17 protein-coding genes and 3 pseudogenes are annotated in these 19,312 nt (G+C 68.0%); 14 read left to right on the top strand and 6 right to left on the bottom strand.

Translation table 11 applies throughout. The annotated features are described in order from the left end of the window. The first annotated feature begins 155 nt into the window (after positions 1–155). The 9 genes and pseudogenes from AQJ58_RS03520 to AQJ58_RS03480 all read left to right on the top strand — a co-directional run bounded on the left by AQJ58_RS03520 (position 156) and on the right by AQJ58_RS03480 (position 11,465). The gene (locus AQJ58_RS03520) at positions 156–1,313 is read left to right on the top strand and encodes a mandelate racemase/muconate lactonizing enzyme family protein (protein ID WP_067244624.1); all 1,158 of its coding nucleotides are present in this window, start codon (positions 156–158) and stop codon (positions 1,311–1,313) included. Continuing rightward, positions 1,310–2,314, top strand: a complete 1,005-nt coding sequence (locus AQJ58_RS03515; RefSeq protein ID WP_067244622.1) for a zinc-dependent alcohol dehydrogenase — start codon at positions 1,310–1,312, stop codon at positions 2,312–2,314. The genes AQJ58_RS03520 and AQJ58_RS03515 overlap by 4 nt, the downstream gene beginning before the upstream one ends. Positions 2,315–2,442: 128 nt before the next feature. Next, positions 2,443–3,411: a hypothetical protein gene (locus tag AQJ58_RS03510; RefSeq protein WP_067244621.1), complete on the top strand. Its 969-nt coding sequence runs from the start codon at positions 2,443–2,445 to the stop codon at positions 3,409–3,411. A 141-nt stretch (positions 3,412–3,552) separates the two neighbouring features. Beyond that, entirely contained in the window at positions 3,553–4,659 is a 1,107-nt protein-coding gene (gene chvE / locus AQJ58_RS03505) for a multiple monosaccharide ABC transporter substrate-binding protein (protein ID WP_067245734.1), read from the top strand. Between the two features lie 32 nt (positions 4,660–4,691). After that, positions 4,692–6,242, top strand: coding sequence for a multiple monosaccharide ABC transporter ATP-binding protein (gene mmsA / locus AQJ58_RS03500; protein ID WP_067244619.1), 1,551 nt, complete (start codon positions 4,692–4,694; stop codon positions 6,240–6,242). Then, a complete protein-coding gene (gene mmsB / locus AQJ58_RS03495) occupies positions 6,239–7,483 on the top strand; it encodes a multiple monosaccharide ABC transporter permease (protein ID WP_067244617.1) in 1,245 nt (414 codons plus the stop codon). Before mmsA ends, mmsB begins: the two co-directional genes overlap by 4 nt. A 73-nt stretch (positions 7,484–7,556) precedes the next feature. Further along, positions 7,557–8,618: pseudogene (locus AQJ58_RS03490) on the top strand (aldose epimerase family protein); the annotation flags it as partial. Positions 8,619–8,823: 205 nt separating this feature from the next. Then, entirely contained in the window at positions 8,824–10,578 is a 1,755-nt protein-coding gene (locus AQJ58_RS03485) for a pyridoxal phosphate-dependent aminotransferase (protein ID WP_067244615.1), read from the top strand. 119 nt (positions 10,579–10,697) lie between these two features. Further along, positions 10,698–11,465 (top strand): intradiol ring-cleavage dioxygenase, encoded by a 768-nt coding sequence (locus AQJ58_RS03480; protein ID WP_067245729.1) that lies wholly within the window; start codon positions 10,698–10,700, stop codon positions 11,463–11,465. A gap of 26 nt (positions 11,466–11,491) precedes the next feature. Here the strand turns inward: AQJ58_RS03480 and AQJ58_RS45815 are convergent, their stop codons facing one another. Next, positions 11,492–12,145, bottom strand: coding sequence for a transposase family protein (locus tag AQJ58_RS45815; RefSeq protein WP_420712135.1), 654 nt, complete (start codon positions 12,143–12,145; stop codon positions 11,492–11,494). Further along, positions 12,143–12,274: pseudogene (locus AQJ58_RS42280) on the bottom strand (IS5/IS1182 family transposase); the annotation flags it as partial. The pseudogene AQJ58_RS42280 and the gene AQJ58_RS45815, both read right to left, overlap by 3 nt. Positions 12,275–12,519: 245 nt before the next feature. Here AQJ58_RS42280 and AQJ58_RS40380 point away from each other — a divergent pair. From AQJ58_RS40380 to AQJ58_RS03465, 3 genes are all read left to right on the top strand, one after another. Then, the gene (locus AQJ58_RS40380) at positions 12,520–13,053 is read left to right on the top strand and encodes a TlpA family protein disulfide reductase (RefSeq protein WP_079078673.1); all 534 of its coding nucleotides are present in this window, start codon (positions 12,520–12,522) and stop codon (positions 13,051–13,053) included. After that, positions 13,049–13,822: a cytochrome c biogenesis CcdA family protein gene (locus tag AQJ58_RS03470; RefSeq protein WP_067245727.1), complete on the top strand. Its 774-nt coding sequence runs from the start codon at positions 13,049–13,051 to the stop codon at positions 13,820–13,822. Before AQJ58_RS40380 ends, AQJ58_RS03470 begins: the two co-directional genes overlap by 5 nt. Positions 13,823–14,143: 321 nt before the next feature. Further along, a complete protein-coding gene (locus AQJ58_RS03465) occupies positions 14,144–14,551 on the top strand; it encodes a hypothetical protein (protein WP_067244612.1) in 408 nt (135 codons plus the stop codon). Between the two features lie 80 nt (positions 14,552–14,631). Here AQJ58_RS03465 and AQJ58_RS40375 read toward each other — a convergent pair. Together AQJ58_RS40375 and AQJ58_RS03450 are read right to left on the bottom strand one after the other, a co-directional pair. Beyond that, positions 14,632–15,063 (bottom strand): annotated as a pseudogene (locus AQJ58_RS40375) (FAD-dependent monooxygenase); the annotation flags it as partial. Next, a complete protein-coding gene (locus AQJ58_RS03450) occupies positions 15,060–15,590 on the bottom strand; it encodes an ATP-binding protein (RefSeq protein WP_067244607.1) in 531 nt (176 codons plus the stop codon). The gene AQJ58_RS03450 and the pseudogene AQJ58_RS40375, both read right to left, overlap by 4 nt. Positions 15,591–15,717: 127 nt before the next feature. Between AQJ58_RS03450 and AQJ58_RS03445 the strand changes: the two genes are divergently transcribed. Together AQJ58_RS03445 and AQJ58_RS03440 are read left to right on the top strand one after the other, a co-directional pair. Beyond that, positions 15,718–16,542: a helix-turn-helix domain-containing protein gene (locus AQJ58_RS03445; protein WP_067244605.1), complete on the top strand. Its 825-nt coding sequence runs from the start codon at positions 15,718–15,720 to the stop codon at positions 16,540–16,542. Further along, on the top strand, positions 16,539–16,784 hold the full coding sequence (locus AQJ58_RS03440) for a DUF397 domain-containing protein (protein WP_067244603.1): 246 nt from the start codon (positions 16,539–16,541) through the stop codon (positions 16,782–16,784). Before AQJ58_RS03445 ends, AQJ58_RS03440 begins: the two co-directional genes overlap by 4 nt. A gap of 19 nt (positions 16,785–16,803) precedes the next feature. On the opposite strand, the gene AQJ58_RS03435 is transcribed toward AQJ58_RS03440, so the two are convergent. Both AQJ58_RS03435 and AQJ58_RS03430 read right to left on the bottom strand, forming a co-directional pair. Continuing rightward, on the bottom strand, positions 16,804–17,451 hold the full coding sequence (locus AQJ58_RS03435) for a DUF4360 domain-containing protein (protein ID WP_067244601.1): 648 nt from the start codon (positions 17,449–17,451) through the stop codon (positions 16,804–16,806). Positions 17,452–17,619: 168 nt separating this feature from the next. After that, positions 17,620–19,239 carry an ADP-ribosyltransferase domain-containing protein gene (locus AQJ58_RS03430; RefSeq protein ID WP_067244599.1) on the bottom strand — a complete coding sequence of 540 codons (1,620 nt, stop codon included), beginning with the start codon at positions 19,237–19,239 and terminating at the stop codon, positions 17,620–17,622. Between the last annotated feature and the right edge of the window lie 73 nt (positions 19,240–19,312).

Here is a 19,312-nt window from a genome sequence, read left to right as displayed (position 1 = left end):
CACACACCTCCGACACCCTCGAACGGCGAAACGTGCATCGAAACCGTCAAACCGTTACCTGTTCGACCCATTGACACTCCCCTCGCCCCGTCCTTACTGTCTGCCCAGCATTTCGAACATGTGACGAAATCTCGAACAGCCGAAGGGTAACTTCCGTGCGCATCACCGGAATCAGCACGCACGTGGTCGGGACACCGTGGCGGAACCTGACCTACGTCCTGGTGCACACCGACGAGGGCCTCACGGGTGTCGGCGAGACCCGCATGCTGGGCCACACCGACGCGCTGATCGGCTACCTGAGAGAAGCCGAGCAGAACCACATTCTCGGCTCCGACCCGTTCGCTGTCGAGGACCTCACCCGCCGGATGAAGTACGGCGACTACGGCCGCGCCGGCGAGATCGTGATGTCCGGCATCGCCGTCGTCGAGATGGCCTGCTGGGACATCAAGGGCAAGGCCCTCGGCGTCCCGGTGTGGCAGCTGCTCGGCGGCAAGGTCACCGACAAGGTCAAGGCGTACGCGAACGGCTGGTACACCACCGAGCGCACCCCGGAGGCCTACCACAAGGCCGCCCAGGGCGTCATGGAGCGCGGCTACAAGGCGCTCAAGATCGACCCCTTCGGCACCGGGCACTTCGAGCTCGACCACGAGCAGAGCCTGTACGCCGTCTCCCTCATCGAGGCCGTGCGCGACGCCATCGGGCCGGACGCCGAGCTGATGCTGGAGATGCACGGCCGCTTCTCCCCCGCCACCGCCGTGCGACTGGCCAAGGAGCTGGCCCCCTTCAAGCCGGCGTGGCTGGAGGAGCCCTGCCCGCCGGAGAACCTGAAGGCGCTGGAGAAGGTCGCCGCCAAGGTCGACATCCCGGTCGCCACCGGTGAGCGCATCCACGACCGCATCGAGTTCCGCGAGCTCTTCGAGAGCCAGGCCGTGGACATCATCCAGCCGGACGTCGGCCACATCGGCGGCATCTGGGAGACCCGGAAGCTGGCCGCGACCGCCGAGACGCACTACGTGCTGGTGGCCCCGCACAACGTCGGCGGCCCGGTGCTGACCGCCGCCTCCCTCCAGGTCGGCTTCACCTCCCCCAACTTCAAGATCCTCGAACACTTCAACGACTTCGCCGACGCGGAGATCAAGAAGGTCGTCAAGGGGGCGCCCGAGGTGGTCGACGGCTACTTCCACCTCTCCGACAAGCCCGGCCTCGGCGTCGAGCTGGACGTGGACGCCGCCGCCGAGTTCCCGCAGCAGCAGGCCCGCTTCGACCTGTGGGCCGAGGGCTGGGAGCAGCGGAAGCCGAAGGGCACCAAGTGAGCACCGAGGTCGTCATCGAGGCGCCCGGCGAGCACCGGCTCACCGCGCACACCCCGCGTGAGCCGGGCCCGGGCGAGGCACTGGTACGCGTCCACGCGGTGGGCATCTGCGGCAGCGACCGCGAGGTGTACCAGGGCAACCGGCCGGAGGGGTACGTCCGTTACCCGCTCACGCCCGGCCACGAGTGGTCCGGGACCGTACAGGCCGTGGGCGCCGGGGTGCCCGTATCCCTGGTCGGCCGGAAGGTGGTGGGCGAGGGCTTCCGCAACTGCCAGGTCTGCGACCGCTGCCACGCGGGCGAGACGACGCTGTGCACGGACGGGTACGAGGAGACGGGCTTCACCCAGCCCGGGGCGATGGCCACCACCCTGACCCTCCCGGCGCGGCTGCTGCACGCGCTGCCCGAGGACGCCGACCTCACGGCCGCGGCCCTGCTGGAGCCGGCCGCGTGCATCGCGGCCGCCGCCATCAAGGCGCGGGCGCTGCCGGGCGAGAAGGTGGCCGTGGTGGGCACCGGGACGCTCGGCATGTTCGCGGTGCAGTTCCTGAAGGCGGGCTCGCCGGCGGAACTGCTGGTCGTGGGCACCCGGGACGACAGGGAAACGCTGTCACGGCGGTTCGGCGCGACCGACTTCCGCACCAAGGACCAGGAGCTCCCCGACGACTTCGACGTCGTGATCGAGACCGCGGGGTCCGCGAGTGCCGCCCGAACGGCCGCCGCGCTGCTGCGCCGGGGCGGACGTCTGGTCCTCACGGGCATTCCCGCCGCGGGCGCCGACGGTCTCGACCCGACGGATCTCGTGGTACGGCAGCTGGAGGTGCACACCGTCTTCGGGGCACCGCCGGACGCCTGGTCGCACACGGTGAGGGTGTTCGGCGCCGGACTGCTGGACCCGCTGCCGCTGGTCACGCACGAACTGCCGCTGGCCGAGTTCCCCGAGGCCATCGAGCTGGTGGGATCCGGCGATCCGAAGGTGGGCAAGGTGCTGCTCAAGCCGTAGCGGCACGCCCCTCGAGTCGTACGCCGGTGCGGGGGCGACCTGACGGTCCCCGCACCGGCGTACATCCAGACCCACCCGCACCCTGAGCCGCGAACCTTGTCCGAAATACCGAACACTAAGGACACCCTGTGACCGACGCTTCCGCCCCGGCAGCCCGTCGACCCGGTGAGCAGGCGCTCGCCGCACTCGGCCTGGGCGCGCCCGCCCTCGACCCCGCCGACGCCTCGCCCCACTCCTTCCCGGGCGGCGGCCGCTGGCGCACCGAGGTCCCTTCGTGCGAGGGCCCCGAGGCGCTGGCCGTCATCCTGAAGGAGGCCTCGCGGCTCGACGTGCCGATCCACCGCATCAGCCAGGGCAGCGGCGTGTGGATGCTGTCCGACGCCGAGATCACCGAGATGGTCGACGCGACGAACGAGCGTGACATCGAGCTCTGCCTGTTCACCGGCCCGCGCGGCACCTGGGACATCGGCGGCTCCACCCGGACCGACTCGCGCGGCGGGGGTCTGCGCGCCCGCGGGCACGACGCCGTCGCCGGCTGTGTCGAGGACGCCGTCCGCGCGACCGAGCTGGGCGTGAAGTGCCTGCTCGTCGCCGACGAGGGCGTGCTGTGGACACTGCACCGGGCCCGTACGTCCGGCATCATCCCCGCCGACACCACGCTGAAGGTGTCGGCGCTGATCGGCCCCGTGAACCCGGCCGCGTACGCCGTGTACGAGCGGCTCGGCGCCGACTCCGTGAACGTGCCCAGCGACCTCACGCTGGACCACCTGACCGAGATCCGCCGGGTCTCCGGTGCCCCGATGGACATGTACATCGAGGCACCCGACGACCTCGGCGGGTACATCCGGATGTACGAAGTGGCCGAGCTGATCCGGCGCGGCGCCCCTCTGTACCTGAAGTTCGGTCTGTCCAAGGCCCCGGGGATCTACCCTTACGGCCACCACATGAGGGATCTGACCCTGTCCACCGCGCGGGAGCGGGTCCGGCGCGGCCGGCTCGCGCTCGACCTGCTCGCGCGGCACGGCGCCGACGGCGACATGGCCCCTCTGGGCTCCCGGTTGCCCGGCGAACTGAACAGGTTTGACGCCCGGTCATAACGTTCCGGAAACCTCGCTTCACACAAGCCGACACAGGCGCGCAGAATCCCACACACCTCCTTCTCGGTCTTTTCACGGCGTCCCTCCCGGGCGTCCTCGCACCGCAGTACCGAGTCCCGCCATACATCAAGGATGATGATCATGCGTAACCGCAGAGCCGCACTCGCCGCCATAGCCGGAGCCGCCTCCCTCGCCCTCACGCTCAGCGCCTGCGGCCAGAACAGCGAAGGCGGCAGCAAGGAGGACAAGGGCAGCACCAAGGGCGGCACGATCGGCATCGCGATGCCGACCAAGTCCTCCGAGCGCTGGATCGCCGACGGCAAGAACGTCGTCAAGAACCTGGAGTCCGCCGGCTACAAGACCAAGCTGGTCTACGGCGAGGACGACCCCGACCAGCAGGTCTCCCAGATCGAGAACCTGATCACCCAGGGCGTCAAGGCGCTGATCGTCGCCGCGATCGACAACAAGTCGCTGAACAACGTCCTGCAGCAGGCCAAGGACGCGGACATCCCGGTCATCGCGTACGACCGCCTGATCCTCGGCACGCCGAACGTCGACTACTACGCGTCCTTCGACAACACCAAGGTCGGCGAGCTCCAGGCCAACTACATCGTCGACAAGCTCGGTCTGGCCGCCGGCAAGGGCCCCTTCAACATCGAGCTGTTCGCGGGCTCCAACGACGACAACAACACCAAGTACTTCTTCAACGGCGCGATGAGCGTGCTCCAGCCGTACATCGACAAGAAGAAGCTGGTCGTCCAGTCCGGCCAGACCGGCCTCACCCAGGTCACGACCCTGCGCTGGGACGGTGCCACCGCCCAGAAGCGCATGGACGACATCCTGACCAAGTCGTACTCCAGCAAGAAGGTCGACGCGGTCCTCTCGCCGTACGACGGCATCTCCATCGGCATCCTGTCGGCGCTGAAGTCGGACGACTACGGCACCAAGAGCAAGCCGCTGCCGGTCCTCACCGGCCAGGACGCCGAGCTGGCCTCGGTGAAGTCGATCATCGCGGGCCAGCAGACGCAGACGGTCTACAAGGACACCCGTGAGCTGGCCAAGGTCGCCGCGAACATGGTGGACGCGGTCCTCAACGGCAAGAAGCCGGAGACCAACGACACCAAGACCTACGACAACGGCTCGAAGGTCGTCCCGGCCTACCTGCTCCAGCCGGTGAGCGTGGACAAGACCAACTACTCCAAGGTTCTGGTGGACGGCGGCTACTACACCGCCGACGAGCTCAAGTAACCAGCGGAACCTACTGATTGGAAGGCACGACCATGGCGGGACCCGTCCTGGAAATGCGCTCGATCGTCAAGACCTTTCCCGGTGTGAAAGCGCTGTCGGACGTCACGCTGACCGTCCGCCAAGGCGAGGTCCACGCCATCTGCGGTGAGAACGGCGCCGGCAAGTCCACCTTGATGAAGGTGCTCTCCGGCGTCCATCCGCACGGCAGCTACGAGGGCGAGATCCTCTTCGACGGAGAGACCTGCTCGTTCAAGGACATCCGGGCCAGCGAGCAACGCGGCATCGTCATCATCCACCAGGAACTGGCGCTGTCGCCGTACCTCTCCCTCGCGGAGAACATCTTCCTCGGCAACGAACACGCCAAGGGCGGGTTCATCGACTGGCGGGAGACCCTGCGGCACGCCAGCGAGCTGCTGCGCCGGGTCGGTCTCGACGACCACCCGGAGACCCGCGTCGCCGACATCGGCGTGGGCAAGCAGCAACTGGTGGAGATCGCGAAGGCGCTCTCCAAGAAGGTGAAGCTGCTCATCCTCGACGAGCCGACGGCGGCGCTCAACGACGAGGACAGCGACAAGCTCCTCAACCTCATCCTGGAGCTGAAGAACCAGGGCATCACCTCGATCATCATCTCCCACAAGCTCAACGAGATCCGGAAGGTCGCCGACTCGGTGACGATCATCCGGGACGGGCGGTCGATCGAGACCCTCGACGTGAAGGCCCCGGAGACGACCGAGGACCGGATCATCAGCGGCATGGTCGGCCGCGACCTCGACCACCGCTTCCCCGAGCGCACCCCGCACGAGACGGAGGTGGACGCGGCTCCCGCCCTGGAGATCCGCAACTGGACCGTGCTCCACCCGATCGACCAGCAGCGCAAGGTCGTCGACGACGTGTCGATCCAGGTGCGGCGCGGGGAGATCGTCGGCATCGCGGGCCTGATGGGCGCCGGCCGCACCGAGCTGGCGATGAGCGTCTTCGGGCGGACCTACGGCCGGTACACCGGCGGCACGGTCCTCAAGGACGGCAAGGAGATCCGTACGAAGACCGTCGCGGAGGCGGTCGGCCACGGCATCGCGTACGTCACCGAGGACCGCAAGCACTACGGCCTCAACCTCATCGACACCATCAACCGCAACATCTCGCTGACCGCCCTGAACAAGGTGGCCAAGCGGGGCATCGTCGACGAGCACGAGGAGCGGCAGGTCTCCGAGGGCTACCGCAAGACGATGAACATCAAGGCACCGACCGTCTTCGAGCCGGTGGGCAAGCTGTCCGGCGGCAACCAGCAGAAGGTCGTCCTCAGCAAGTGGATCTTCGCGGGTCCGGACGTGCTGATCCTGGACGAGCCCACGCGCGGTATCGACGTCGGCGCCAAGTACGAGATCTACACGGTCATCGACCAGCTGGCGGCCGAGGGCAAGGCGGTCGTCTTCATCTCCTCCGAGCTGCCCGAACTGCTCGGCATGTGCGACCGCATCTACACCATGGCCGCCGGGCGGCTGACGGGCGAGGTCCCGCGGGCCGAGGCCACGCAGGAAGTGCTGATGCGTCAGATGACGAAGGACAAAGAGGTAACCCGATGAGCACCGAAGTCACGGACAAGGTCCCGGCCGCCGCGCCGCCCGGCAAGAGCGGCGGATCGTCCGACGGCAACCTGCTCCAGCTGGTGCTGGGCGGTCTGCGCCGCAACATGCGCCAGTACGGCATGCTGATCGCGCTCGGTCTGATCGTCGTCCTGTTCCAGATCTGGACCGGCGGCGACCTGCTGCTGCCGCGCAACGTCTCCAACCTGGTACTCCAGAACAGCTACATCCTGATCCTCGCGATCGGCATGATGCTGGTGATCATCGCGGGCCACATCGACCTGTCGGTCGGCTCACTGACCGCGTTCGTCGGCGCCTTCGCGGCCGTCCTCATGGTGCAGCACAGCATCGCGTGGCCGCTCGCCCTGCTGCTGTGCCTGGTCGTGGGCGCGGTGGCCGGCGCGGTGCAGGGCTTCCTGATCGCCTATCTCGGCATACCGTCCTTCATCGTCACCCTCGCGGGCATGCTCCTCTTCCGCGGTCTGACGGAGATCCTGCTGAAGGGCCAGACCCTCGGCCCGTTCCCGGACGGCCTGCAGAAGATGGGCAACGGCTTCCTCCCGGAGGTCGGCCCGAAGACGAACTACCACAACCTCACGCTGCTCCTCGGCATCGTCCTGCTGGTCTTCGTGGTCCTCCAGGAGGTCCGCGACCGCAAGCGCCAGCAGGAGTTCTCGCTCGACGTGCCGCCCCGCAACCTCTTCCTGCTCAAGCTCGTCGCGATCGTCGCCGCGGTCCTCACCGTCACGATGCTGCTCGCCAGCTACAAGGGCGCGCCGATCGTGCTGCTGATCCTGGGCCTGCTGGTGGTCGGGTACGGCTACATCATGCGCAACGCCGTCTTCGGCCGGCACATCTACGCGATCGGCGGCAACCTGCCGGCGGCCAAGCTGTCCGGTGTGAAGGACAAGAAGGTCACCTTCTACGTCTTCCTGAACATGGGCGTCCTCGCGGCGCTGGCGGGTCTCGTGGTCGCCGCCCGGCTGAACGCGGCCTCGCCGAAGGCGGGTCTGAGCTTCGAACTCGAGGCGATCGCCTCGTCGTTCATCGGCGGCGCGTCGATGAGCGGCGGTGTCGGCACCGTGCTCGGCGCGATCATCGGTGGTCTCGTCCTCGGTGTCCTGAACAACGGCATGAACCTGCTGAGCGTCGGCACCGACTGGCAGCAGGTCATCAAGGGCCTCGCCCTGCTGCTCGCGGTCGGCTTCGACGTCTGGAACAAGCGCAAGTCCGGCTCGTAGACCACAACGATCGAACCGACCGGATCGGGCCCCGCCGCACGGCGGGGCCCTTCCCATGAGGTCCTGTGAACAGGGAGGCGCAATGCCGGTGAAGTCGCTGTTCGGCGAGCTGGCCGACGGCACGGAGATCCACAGCTGGGCGCTGGAGAACGGCGGGACCCGGCTGGAGGTCCTCTCCTACGGCGGGATCGTGCGGTCCCTGGAGATCCCCGACCGCGAGGGCCGCCGTGTGAACGTCAGCCTCGGGTTCGCCACGATCGAGGAGTACGTCGGGAAGACCCCGTACTTCGGCGCGCTGATCGGCCGCTACGGCAACCGGCTCGGCGCGGGCCGCTACCCCCTCGACGGCGTGACCCACCAGGTGGACGTCAACGACGGGCCGAACAGCCTGCACGGCGGGGCGGAGGGCTTCGACCGCCGGGTCTGGGACGTGGAGCCCTTCGAGGAGGGCGGGGAGGTCGGCCTGCGGCTGTCGCGCACCAGCCCCGACGGCGAGATGGGCCACCCCGGCACGCTCGCGGTCGAGGTGACGTACACCCTCACCGCGGACGGCGGCTGGCGGATCGGCTACGAGGCCACCACCGACCGCCCGACGGTGGTCAACCTGACGAACCACGTCTACTGGAACCTGGCCGGCGAGGGCAGCGGCCCGGTCACGGACCACGAACTGTCGATCGCCGCCGCCCGCTACACCCCGGTCGGCCCGGGGCTGATCCCCACGGGCGAGCTGGCCGAGGTCGCGGGCACCCCCTTCGACTTCCGGACGCCCAAGGAGATCGGCCGGGACCTGCGGGTCGCCGATCCGCAGCTGCTGCACGGCCAGGGCTACGACCACAACTGGGTCCTCGACAAGGGCGTCACGCGGGAGCCCGTCCCGGTGGCGTTCCTGCGCGACCCGTCCTCGGGTCGCACCCTGACCGTCGCCACGACCGAGCCGGGTCTCCAGTTCTACTCCGGCAACTTCCTCGACGGCACCCTGACCGGCCCGGGCGGCCGGGTCTACCGCCAGGGCGACGCGCTCTGCCTGGAGACCCAGCACTTCCCGGACTCCCCCAACCAGCCGTCGTTCCCCTCGACGACCCTGCGGCCCGGACAGACGTACCGCTCGACGACGGTGCACACCTTCGGGGTCTGACGGCAGGCCCCGCGGCCCCGGCACCTGATCCGCGCACACGGATGCCAAACCCGGGGCGGCCGTTCCGCACCTCACATTTCTTTCACATCGGTTGAACGGGATGACACACATCCCCGTATGTACGAGTGGCCCGTGCTCCCCCGCTCGGGCCACCCAGACGACGGGCCCGGTCGTCCCCAGCGGGCCCGCCCCCTACGGAGGTTCCATGGCCGACAACGTCACCTCGTTGTTCCGCAGTACGGCGGCGCACAGCCCGTCGATGGCGGCGCTGACACGAGAAGGCGGCGACGGCACGGGGCCGGTCGACTTCTGTATCCCCTGCAACCCCTACTTCCCCACTCCGGCCATGATGGACACCATGTCCGCCAGGCTGCGGGACATCGTCACCTACTACCCCAGCAGCGCCGAGACGATCACCGCCGAGCTGTGCAACCTCCTCCAGCTGCCCCCGTCCGCCGTCGCCATGGGCAACGGCTCCACCGAGCTGATCACCTGGATCGACCATCTGCTGATCCGTGAGTCCGTCGCCGTGCCCGTGCCCACCTTCGGCCGCTGGACCGACCAGCCGATGGAGACCGGCAAGCGGGTCGACATGTTCCCGCTCCAGGAGTCCAGCGGCTTCGCCCTCGACCTCGGGCAGTACGCCGACTTCATCCGCACCCGCGGGACCCGGGTCGCGGTCATCTGCAACCCGAACAACCCCGACGGCGGCTTCCAGCACAAGCGCGCCCTCGTGCAGTTCATGGACGCGATGGCCGACCTCGACCTGATCATCATCGACGAGTCGTTCCTGGAGTTCGCCGACGCCGAGCAGGAACCCAGCGTCGTGCAGGAGGCGATGATCCGCCCGAACGTCATCGTCCTGCGCAGCCTCGGCAAGAACTTCGGTCTGCACGGCATCCGGTTCGGCTACATGGTGGCCAACCCCTCCCTGGCCGGCAAGGTCCGCTCCATGCTGCCGAAGTGGAACCTCAACGCCTTCGCCGAGTACGTGGTCTTCATGCTCAAGGAGCACGGCCCCGAGTACCTGCAGAGCCTGATACAGGTGCGCCGGGACCGCCTCGACATGGCCAGCCAGCTCTCGGCCCTCCCCGGTCTGACGGTCTACCCCTCCCAGGGCAACTTCCTCTTCGTACGCCTTCCCGTCGGCGCCGAGGGCACGGTCGTGCGGGACCGGCTGCTCACCGAGCACCGCATCCTGATCCGTGAGTGCGGCAACAAGATCGGCTCCTCCAGCCGTTTCGCGCGGCTCGTGGTGCGCCCCCAGGTGGATGTGCGTCGCCTGGTGTCCGGCCTGGAGCAGGTGCTCTACGGGACGAAGCGGGGAGCCCCCGTACCCGAGCTGAGCCCGGGGATCAGCTACAGCTCGGGCACGGCCGCCGTGGACCGGCTGCTGGTGGAGGCGACCAACGGGGCGGGCATGCAGGGCCTCGCCGCTCAGGCCATGGGCATGCCGGGACTGGTCCCGGCGGCGGCCGCCGCGAGCCTGCCCATGCAGGCGCCCGCGGCGGCGCAGGCCGCCCCGTCCAACGGCGCCGGGATGCCGCTGCCGGCCGCCGCACAGGTCTTCCCCCAGCCTGTGCCCGCGGCCGCTCCGGCCCCGGCGCCGGCCCCCGCGCCCCCGGCCCCCGCGCCGATGATGGCTCCGGCGATGGCGCCGCCAATGACTCCGGCGATGGCACCGGCGATGGCTCCCGCGATGCAGGCGCCGATGGCTCCGGCCATGCAGGCCCCGATGACTCCGGCCATGCAGGCGCCGATGACTCCTGTGCCGCCCCCGGCCCCGGCTCCCGCCCCGGCTCCCGGCCCGACTCCGCCCGGTGTCCCCGCTCGCGGGGGGCTCACCGCCGCGCAGGTGCGGGGCACGAACGGCCTGACCCCCGCGCCCGCCACGGGGTGGCCGAACGTTCAGCCGGCCCAGTCGTGGCCGAATGCCGCCGGGATGGGGCAGGCCGGGTAGGCGCCGTCGGAGACGCGGGCCACCGGTTGTCGACACGCGCCCGGCAAGTAACTTGACGGGCGCTCACTTTAATGGTCTGACAGCTTCCCAACAGAAACCGTTCCTACGGTGCCGTGTTCATGACAGACACCTCGGAAACTCGCAGCCCCATCGGACGCCGTACGGTGCTGATGGCGACGGGTGCCACCGCCGCCACCCTCGCCGTCGGCGCCGCCGCGTCGACCGAAGCCCCCACCGTCACGGCCGACCGCACCGCTCCCGTCGCCGCCGCGGCCGTCTGCACCCTCACCAGGGAGATGACCGAAGGCCCCTACTACCTCGACGGACAGTACGTCCGTTCCGACGTCACCGAAGGCAAGGCCGGCATCCCGCTGAAGCTGGCCCTCACCGTGGTCGACGCCGGCAGCTGCGCCCCGCTCGGCAACGCCCTGGTGGAGATCTGGCACGCCGACGCCCTCGGCGAGTACTCCGGCTACGTCGGCAACAACGGCCACAGCGAACCGGACGACGGCACCTTCCTGCGCGGCGGTGTGCTCACCAACTCCAGCGGACTCGCCTCGATCACCACGATCTACCCCGGCTGGTACCGCGGCCGCTGCATCCACGTCCACGTCAAGGTCGCCACCGGTGTCACGGTCTCCTCCGACGGGCACTTCTCCGGCGGCCGGGAGCTCCACACCGGCCAGCTGTTCTTCAGCGAGACCATCACCACCGCCGTCGCCAGGGTCTCCCCGTACACGACCAACACGGTCACCCGCACCACGCTCGCCCAGGATTCCATCTACGACGGCGCAGGCGCCGCCTCCGGTCTGCTGACCCTGACCGCCCTGGGGAGCTCCACCTCCTCCGGGTACGCGGGCACCCTGACCCTGGGTGTCGACACCTGAGCTCTTCTCCGTCCTCCGGCTGGGCGTCACCGCAACCGCGGCGGCGCCCAGTCCGCGTGTCGGAGGGCCGCGCGGAGGGTGAGTCCGGAGGGGGCCGGCCGCAGGGCCGTGTCGCGCAGGGCAGTGGCCAGGGGGTGGGTGAGGCCGTGCCCCATTGAGCAGTGTGCTTCGTGAAGTTGCAGGTCACGGGTCTGGTGTGCGCGGGTTCTCGATACTCGTGCCGGTCGCGGGTGGATGACTTCGTTGAAGATCGTCGGCCATCGGGAGACTTCGCGGTTCGTCAGGACCAGCAGGGCCCTGATCAGGTCCGTCGCCCGCTTCGGGTCGGTGCGGACCTTGGCGAGGACCCGCCAGTTCTTGAGATGGGCGAAGCCGTGCTCGACCGGCGCCCGGACGGCGGCCAGTGCCTTGTTGGACAGTATCTGCCCTCGGGTCAGGGGCCGGTTGCGGGCGGCCTTGTAGCCGGTGATCACCGTCGGGTCGGCATCCGGGCCGCTGTCGTCGAGGCCGACGAACCCGAGGTCGGCGATGCCGCCAAGCCCGGCCGCCCGCAGTTTCGCGGTGAGCTGGTCGTGGCGGCAGACGCTGATCTCCGAGGATCGCCCGGGGCGGGCCGCCGAGACCCACAGCAGGCGGCCCCGGTCGTCGGTGAGCGCGAGCGTTCGTACCCGCCCGTGCAGGCGACGGCAGTCGGCCAGCCACGCCACCGTCCGCTCCACGGTCCAACGGTGACAGCCCAGCCGATGAGAGGGCTCGATGCCCTTGCGGGCGATGCGCGGGATGATGTCTCGGACTCGGAGCCATCGACGTGGATGGCCCTAGCCTGACCCCTCGGCGTGCGGTTTGTGTGCAAACCACCCGAATCCGCTCGATACCAAATTGACCTAAACGGTTATCTTGGGGGCTAACTGGATAGAATTCAACCTACTGGCCATATTAACCAATCGAGGGGGCGAGAGAGGCCCGATGGGCCGCCCATGCGAAACTTTTCACATGAGTCTCAGCCGCGTGCCTCGCGCCGCCTTGCCGGCCGGCCGCAGTAGGCGCACTCTCCCTGTCTGCTTGCGGCGACGGCGGAGCCTCCGAAGGCGGCGGGCAGCCGAACTTTATTGCCGGTACAGATGGCGTCTCCACCGCCCCAAAGGGAGAACGTCGCCCCACTGCAGAACTAGCGGGCGAAACCCTTCAGGGAAGGAAACTCAACGTTGCCGACTTCAGAGGGAAGGTTGTCGTAATGAACGTCTGGGGCTCATGGTGCCCACCGTGCCGTGCAGAAGCGCCCACCTTCGCGAAGGTCGCAAAGGATACTGAGTCTCAGGGTGTGGCGTTCGTGGGAATCGACACACGTGACACCAGCCGGACTCCGGCTCTCGCATTTGAGAAAGCATACGACATTGAATATCCCAGCCTGTACGACCCGACAGGCAAATTGATCTTGGATGGATTCCCTAAGGGAACCCTGAACCCCCAGACCATTCCCTCCACAGTTATTCTTGATCGAGAGGGAAAGATGGCGGCTCGCGCGCTGCGACCACCAACCGAAGATAGCCTACTGAAGATGATCGATCCATTGATTGCGGAGAATTGATTCCGTGGAAACCTTTGCCGCAGAAGTTGGGGTGAACAACACGGTTCTCGGCGGGGCGATTCTCGTCGCCTTTCCTATCTGTGTGCTTGCCGGTCTCGTTTCTTTCTTCTCACCATGCGTCCTACCGCTAGTGCCGGGCTACCTCTCGTACGTCACGGGTATCACCGGTACCGATTTGGCAACCGCTCGACGCGGCCGGATGGCGGTCGGCTCCTCTCTCTTCGTGCTTGGTTTCACCGCGGTCTTCGTCTCCGGTGGTGCCTTGTTCGGCTACTTCGGCTCCACGCTCCAGGAGTACCGGGGCATCCTGTCTAAGACACTAGGCATCCTAATGATCTTGATGGGCATCTTCTTCATGGGCTTGTTTCCGTGGATGACGCAACGCGAATTTCGTATCCACAAACGGCCGTTGTCAGGACTCGCTGGCGCCCCTCTACTTGGGGCGCTGTTCGGTATCGGTTGGACGCCCTGCCTGGGCCCCACGCTCTCCTCGGTGACGATCCTCGCAGCCAATGAGGGCAGTGCAGGTCGTGGAGCACTTCTGACAATCGCGTATTGTCTTGGTCTCGGGTTGCCCTTTATCCTGGCCGCGATCGCATTCCGTAAGGCGCTAGGCGCCTTCGCTTGGGTGAAGCAGCGATACGTCTGGGTCATGCGTATCGGCGGAAGCATGATGATCCTGACTGGCGTGCTGCTTCTAACAGGTGCCTGGGACAGTATGATTGCATCTTTGCAGGATTGGTCGGCCGGTTTCGCCGTGGGGATCTGAACAAAGACGCTACGACAACACCCGTAATTACACCAATGCTCGAATGGCAGTACCGATTCCGCTGCGCGGCTTGAAGACTAGCCCTGCCTACGCCGAGCGCCCATATTGGACATTCCCTCGCCCAAACTCACAACCCCGAGCGAGTCACAAAAGCGATAAAGTTTGCCCCATTTTACCCTCTATTTCCAATAAGCGACATGGGCCTACTTTGCGTAATTTGATTTTTCGCTCGCGCTTTCGTGAGAGTTCAGTTACGATCTTTTTCGACCATCAGCCACTGCACTAAGGGGGAAAATGAATACGTCTACGCTCAAGCGTGGCATGAATCTTCTCACGGCAACCGTCATCACGGTGGGTGCCGTCATGACGGTTGGTTCGGGAACCGCTTCCGCGGCAGTCCCGGAGAACGTCAGATTCTATGACAGCGGTAAGATGAGTGACGGGTCGCGGTTCGTCGAAGTTTTCGTCAACGGCACCTACTCTGGCATTGGCTACTGGCACGCCGACGGGGACACTCTTGAGGCCGTCGACCCCCACCCGGACGGGTTCGGTATCGCTGCCTACCTGAGCACCAGCCCGGTGCGTGAGGCAAGCACGTATGGCCACAGCTCTCCCTACACGGCCAAAACGGGTGGGAACTTGACCGAGGACAAGTCCTACAAGTTCTGGGTTTGCATAGGTGGCAACGCTGGACAGAAATGCTCTGACCAGTATTCCGTCACCTCGTAGTACTCGAGCTCCTGACACGAAGGCACCCCACTGAGGTGGGGTGCCGGGCCTTGTTTCTGCCCGCGTTATTGGCAACGCCAGCCGTCGGCCGCGACGACGAGGTCGGCGTCCGGCAGCTCGCCCAGACCGGTCACCTCCTCGCCGTTCCTCATACACCCGGCCGGCAGCGCCTCGCGCAGGACGCGGTGCAGGTCGGCACGGAGGACGCCGACGACCGGCGTGCCGAGCCGGCGTTCCAGGGCCGCGCCGCCCATCCGGGCCAGCAGCTGGCCACGGGGGGTGCGGGTGCCGCCGGGTTAGAGGGGGCGTACGACGGCTCGCACCGCCTCGCCGACCCCGAGCGCCTCCAGCGCCCGTACGCCGTTGGCGTGCATCGAGATCCCCGCGCCGACGTCCGCGAAGACGGGCGCGCGCTCCAGCACCGTCACGTCCCAGCCGATCCGCCGCAGCCCGACCGCCGCGGCCAGCCCGCCTATGCCCCCGCCGACGACCACCGCGGTGCCCTGATTCATGCTCTCCCCGTTTCTCCCCCTGGAGAGGGAGCGTATTGATCCGCAGGGCGGCAGGACGGCCGCCGGGCCAGGGAGAGCCAGTTGAGGACGTCGACCTCGGCGCGCACGGTCTTCCCCGGCGGCGGCTCCCGGTCCACCACCTCCCACCGGGCCGCCAGGGCGTCCACGAGGTACAGCCCACGCCCGGCGTCGTCGAGCGGACCGGGGGCGCGCACGGCCCGGGGGCCGGGTGGACGGGCCCCCGCACACGTGTCGCTGACCTCGACGCGGACACTTCCGGTCACGAGGGACAGACACAGCTCGAAGTCCCGGCCGGGTACCCGGCCGTGGGTCACGGCGTTCGCGGCCAGCTCGGCGACGATCAGCGCAACCGTGTCGGAAGCCTCGGTTCCGTGCGGGATCCCCCAGGCGTCGAGCTGATGCAGCGCGAGACGCCTCGCCAGGCGGGCGCCCCGGGGCGTCGCACTGAAGCGCTGGGTGAACACACGTACGGTGACCGGGGATTGGGGGGTGGGACGGACTGTCATGGGGCCAATGTGTCGGGCCCGGCCCCCGGCACGCCAGGTGGGAGGCGCGTACGCTGCGCAAGCGTACGCGGTGACGCACTGGACAGTACCGATCACCCACCGTGAGCATGGGGCGCGGGAGGTGACCATGGCGGTCGAGAGCGGTGAGCCGGAGTCCTCGGACAGTCTGCGGACGTTCGGGGCGGTCGTCCAGGGCCTGCGGGAGCACCACGGGCTGAGCAGGGAGGAACTCGGCGACGTCGTGGGCTTCTCCAAACACACGGTGGCGTCCGTGGAGTTGGGGAGGCGGATGCCGGACGAGGAGTTCGTGGAGGCGGCGGAGGGGGCCCTGGGCAACACGGGGGCGTTGAGGCGGGCGGCGGGGTTCGTCGAACGGCAGGCCGGGTTGGCGACCTGGTTCCAGCGGTGGGCTCGGCTGGAGGCGACGGCGATCACGTTGTACGTGTACGAGTCGCGGATGATTCCGGGGTTATTGCAGACGGAGGCGTACGCGCGGCATCTGTTCACCCAGCAACTCCCGCCCATGGATGATGATCAGATCGAGGTCAACTGGGCGGCGCGGGCGAAGCGGCAGCGGTTGCTCCGCGAACGGCCGAACACCAACTTCAGCTTCATCATCGAGGAGCACACCCTGCGGAGGCAGACCGGGGGCGGGCAGATCACCCGCGATGCCGTCGATCACCTCTTGGAGATCGGGGAGTTGCGGAACATCGAGATTCAGGTGATGCCGACGGTCCGTGCGTCGCACGCCGGACTGGACGGCCCCATCCAGCTGCTCGAAACTCCGCAGAACAAGTGGTTCGCCTACTGCGAAGGGCAGCGGGGCGGCCTGCTGACCTCCGACGCGAAAGAGGTCAGCATCCTGCACATGCGCTATGCCAGGATGCTTTCACAGGCTCAGCGACCGGAGGACTCCACGAGCCTGTTGCGGCAGATCCGAGGAGACCTATGAACGCGTCCGAACCGGCCTGGTTCAAGAGCAGCTACAGCAGCGGCGGCGACGGGGACTGCGTAGAGGTCGCCCTGACCTGGCACAAGTCCACATACAGCAGCGGCTCCGGGGATGACTGCGTAGAGGTAGCCCCCTGCCCCCACCAGATCCTCGTCCGCGACTCCAAGGACAGGACAGGCGGCCCCCATCTCACCCTCTCCCCCACCGCGTGGGCCGAGTTCGTGGCCCACGCGGGGAGGTGACCCGAGGGTCAGCGCCGGCTCACTTGGCGGGGCACTCCTTCCACGCCATGTGGTAGGTGGTGTTGATATCACCGTCGGTCGAGTCCATCGTCATGAAGCTGACCTTGGACCGTGGGGAACTGCCCGCGTTCACGCGCAGCTCGGTGTTGATGTTGAAGTTGCGCTGGACGCCGCACGGCGCGTAGACGAGGTTCGCCCAGTCCGTGATGTCGGTCGCCTGCCAGTTGTCGTTGAGCGCGCCGTTGAAGGTGTGGTTCTTGAACACCGTCTGCGACGAACCCTGGAAGTAGTACGACGACCGCTGCACGGCGTTCGCCCCGGACTGGAGCGAGGCGTAGCCGCGGTAGTCCGCCTGGGCGATGGCGTAGGTGAAGCCCTGGGGGACGTGGACGATCAGGCTGAGCTGGCAGTTCTTGCGGAACGCGGTCGGGTCGGAGTTGCCGCCGACCTGGGCGAGGTACTCGCTGTAGGTCACGGTGAAGGCGGTGTTGTCCTCGGAGACCGCGACCGCCGCCGAGCCGGGCCGGCAGCCGGAGCCGTTGACCGTGGCGACATCGATGACGATCTTGTCCGGGGGCGGGTTGGAGATCCCGCTCTGGTGGGGCGCGGGCATCGCCGCGGTGACGAGGGCGGCGACGGCGCCACCCAGGAGCAGTCCACTTGCCATGGGGGGTCTCTCCTCTTCGAGGAAGCACTTCGTTGAAGCGTGGAGAACCTGTGATGTTTCTGTGGAGCACCGCGGCGATCGCATCGTAGGGAGGCCGTCGGGAACCGGTCAGGATGAACTCCGGCCATTCACCCCGGCCCGTTCACACCCCGGCCCGTCGGCCCCTGCTCAGGAGACCAGGGGCTGCTCCTCCGACTCGGTCAGCCGCACGGTGCACAGGCCGCCGCGCTCGGCCGTCACCTCGGTCACCTTCAGCTGGGTGCCGGGCAGCAGGATGAACTCCTCCTCGCCGGTGAACGCGGAGAACTGCCGGATGCCGACGGCCCGCGCGGGCCGCACCTCGAACAGCGTCCGCTTGCCGCGGCCGCCCAGGAAGGCGCGGGCCACGCCGAGTTCGGAGGTGCAGGACGAGACACCCCACCAGGTGACGGTCCGTCCGACGGGGTACTGCGCGCGCAGGTCCAGCGGCACACCCCGCCACAGCGGCTCGGTGCGCACGGGCAGCCCCGACACGGCCGAGAACAGCAGCCGCAGATACGGCAGATACGGGGCCAGTCTCGACCGGTCGGGGTGGCGCAGGACGGCGTTGATCTCCCGGTAGAACGCCGACTCGCACGTGTAGAGGTAGAGCGCGGCGACCGCGTCGGCGGACAGGCTCCCCGTCTGCTGGTCCGCGAGCCGCTTGCCGAACTCGTGCGAGCGCTCGACATGCCGGTCGAGGCCGCGCAGCAGGCCGGCGACCGGGCCGACGGCGTCCCGGAAGTCCAGCAGCGGGGTGTCGAACACCCCGGTGATCTCGGGGAGGACGAGACCCTCGTCCTTGACGCTGGAGAGCCGCTCCAGATAGAGCTGGTGCAGTTCCATCGTGGACGTGATGAACGCGCCCATGCGTGCGGCCACACCGTCGTCGGCCCCGCCGCCCTCCCCCGCCCGCCGGTCCCAGCCGCTGCTCGGCAGCCAGTCGACCGGTTCGGCGCCGACCGCCTGGAGGGCGTCGTTGACCAGGGCGAAGTGGTCGCCGTCGCAGAAGATGTCACCCTGGGCGGCCGGATTGCAGTGGTCGATGTGCCGGACCTCGACGTCCGGGTACTTCTTCTCCAGCCGCTGGACCACCGACTTCAGGCTGCGCGCGTGCGCTCCCCACCAGGCGAAGACGACACCGCGGTCCTCCTCGTCCTCGGCGTCCTGCTTGGCCTTGAGGATCTCCTCGACGATCCGCTCGGCGACCGGCCGCCAGAACGCGGTGTGCGGATCGGCCCCGCGCGGTCCGTCGCTGCTCGCGGTGAGGGCCGCGTTCAGCAGGAGGACACCCTGGGTGAGCATCGCCTGGAACCACTCCGGCGGCTGGACGGTGTCCTGCTTCTTCAGCAGCGCGCGGACGTCGGCTATCGGGGTCTTCTTCGGGATGCCGTACTTCCACATGGCCGCCGCCTTGATGAGGCAGCGGATGCTGACGACCCGGCCGAACTGGCTGTCCTTCCAGTCGTGGAAGGTGTTGTCGAACATCGCGATGCCGGTGGCGCTCTCCGGCCGCGGGTACGGGTTCTGCCCGAAGACGACGACCTTCCACTTGTGCGGCGGGTTCGGCTTGAGCGCCTGGAAGGTCAGTTCACGGACCGGGACCACGTCCGGGCCGCGGCCCGGACCGATGAACGAGGCGGCGCCCGGCTGCGCCTCGATGACCGGCTTGAGCAGGTCGAGCCACGGCTCACCGCCGCCCTGGAACAGTTCGGCGAGGGCCAGCGGGTCGTTCGGGTCGGGCTGCGCGGAGGCGTTGGCTTCGATCATGGCGGCGACGCTAACAGCGGGGTATGACAACGCCTTTCGGCCGCGGGGCGTTGTCAGTGGGTCCTTGTAGCGT

This window comes from Streptomyces sp. DSM 15324, from assembly GCF_001514285.1.
Lineage (GTDB): Bacteria > Actinomycetota > Actinomycetes > Streptomycetales > Streptomycetaceae > Streptomyces.
The sequence above is the reverse complement of the archived record's forward strand: the minus strand, read 5'-3'. Positions and strand labels throughout refer to the sequence as shown.

Excerpts from the sequence above, each read along its gene's own strand:
- AQJ58_RS03440 (WP_067244603.1), top strand. The coding sequence starts at position 16,539 with ATGAACGCGTCCGAACCGGCCTGGTTCAAGAGCAGCTACAGCAGCGGC.
- AQJ58_RS03450 (WP_067244607.1), bottom strand. The coding sequence starts at position 15,590 with ATGACAGTCCGTCCCACCCCCCAATCCCCGGTCACCGTACGTGTGTTC.
- AQJ58_RS03480 (WP_067245729.1), top strand. The coding sequence starts at position 10,698 with ATGACAGACACCTCGGAAACTCGCAGCCCCATCGGACGCCGTACGGTG.
- AQJ58_RS03485 (WP_067244615.1), top strand. The coding sequence starts at position 8,824 with ATGGCCGACAACGTCACCTCGTTGTTCCGCAGTACGGCGGCGCACAGC.
- AQJ58_RS03445 (WP_067244605.1), top strand. The coding sequence starts at position 15,718 with ATGGCGGTCGAGAGCGGTGAGCCGGAGTCCTCGGACAGTCTGCGGACG.
- mmsA (WP_067244619.1), top strand. The coding sequence starts at position 4,692 with ATGGCGGGACCCGTCCTGGAAATGCGCTCGATCGTCAAGACCTTTCCC.
- AQJ58_RS03465 (WP_067244612.1), top strand. The coding sequence starts at position 14,144 with ATGAATCTTCTCACGGCAACCGTCATCACGGTGGGTGCCGTCATGACG.
- AQJ58_RS03430 (WP_067244599.1), bottom strand. The coding sequence starts at position 19,239 with ATGATCGAAGCCAACGCCTCCGCGCAGCCCGACCCGAACGACCCGCTG.
- chvE (WP_067245734.1), top strand. The coding sequence starts at position 3,553 with ATGCGTAACCGCAGAGCCGCACTCGCCGCCATAGCCGGAGCCGCCTCC.
- mmsB (WP_067244617.1), top strand. The coding sequence starts at position 6,239 with ATGAGCACCGAAGTCACGGACAAGGTCCCGGCCGCCGCGCCGCCCGGC.
- AQJ58_RS03435 (WP_067244601.1), bottom strand. The coding sequence starts at position 17,451 with ATGGCAAGTGGACTGCTCCTGGGTGGCGCCGTCGCCGCCCTCGTCACC.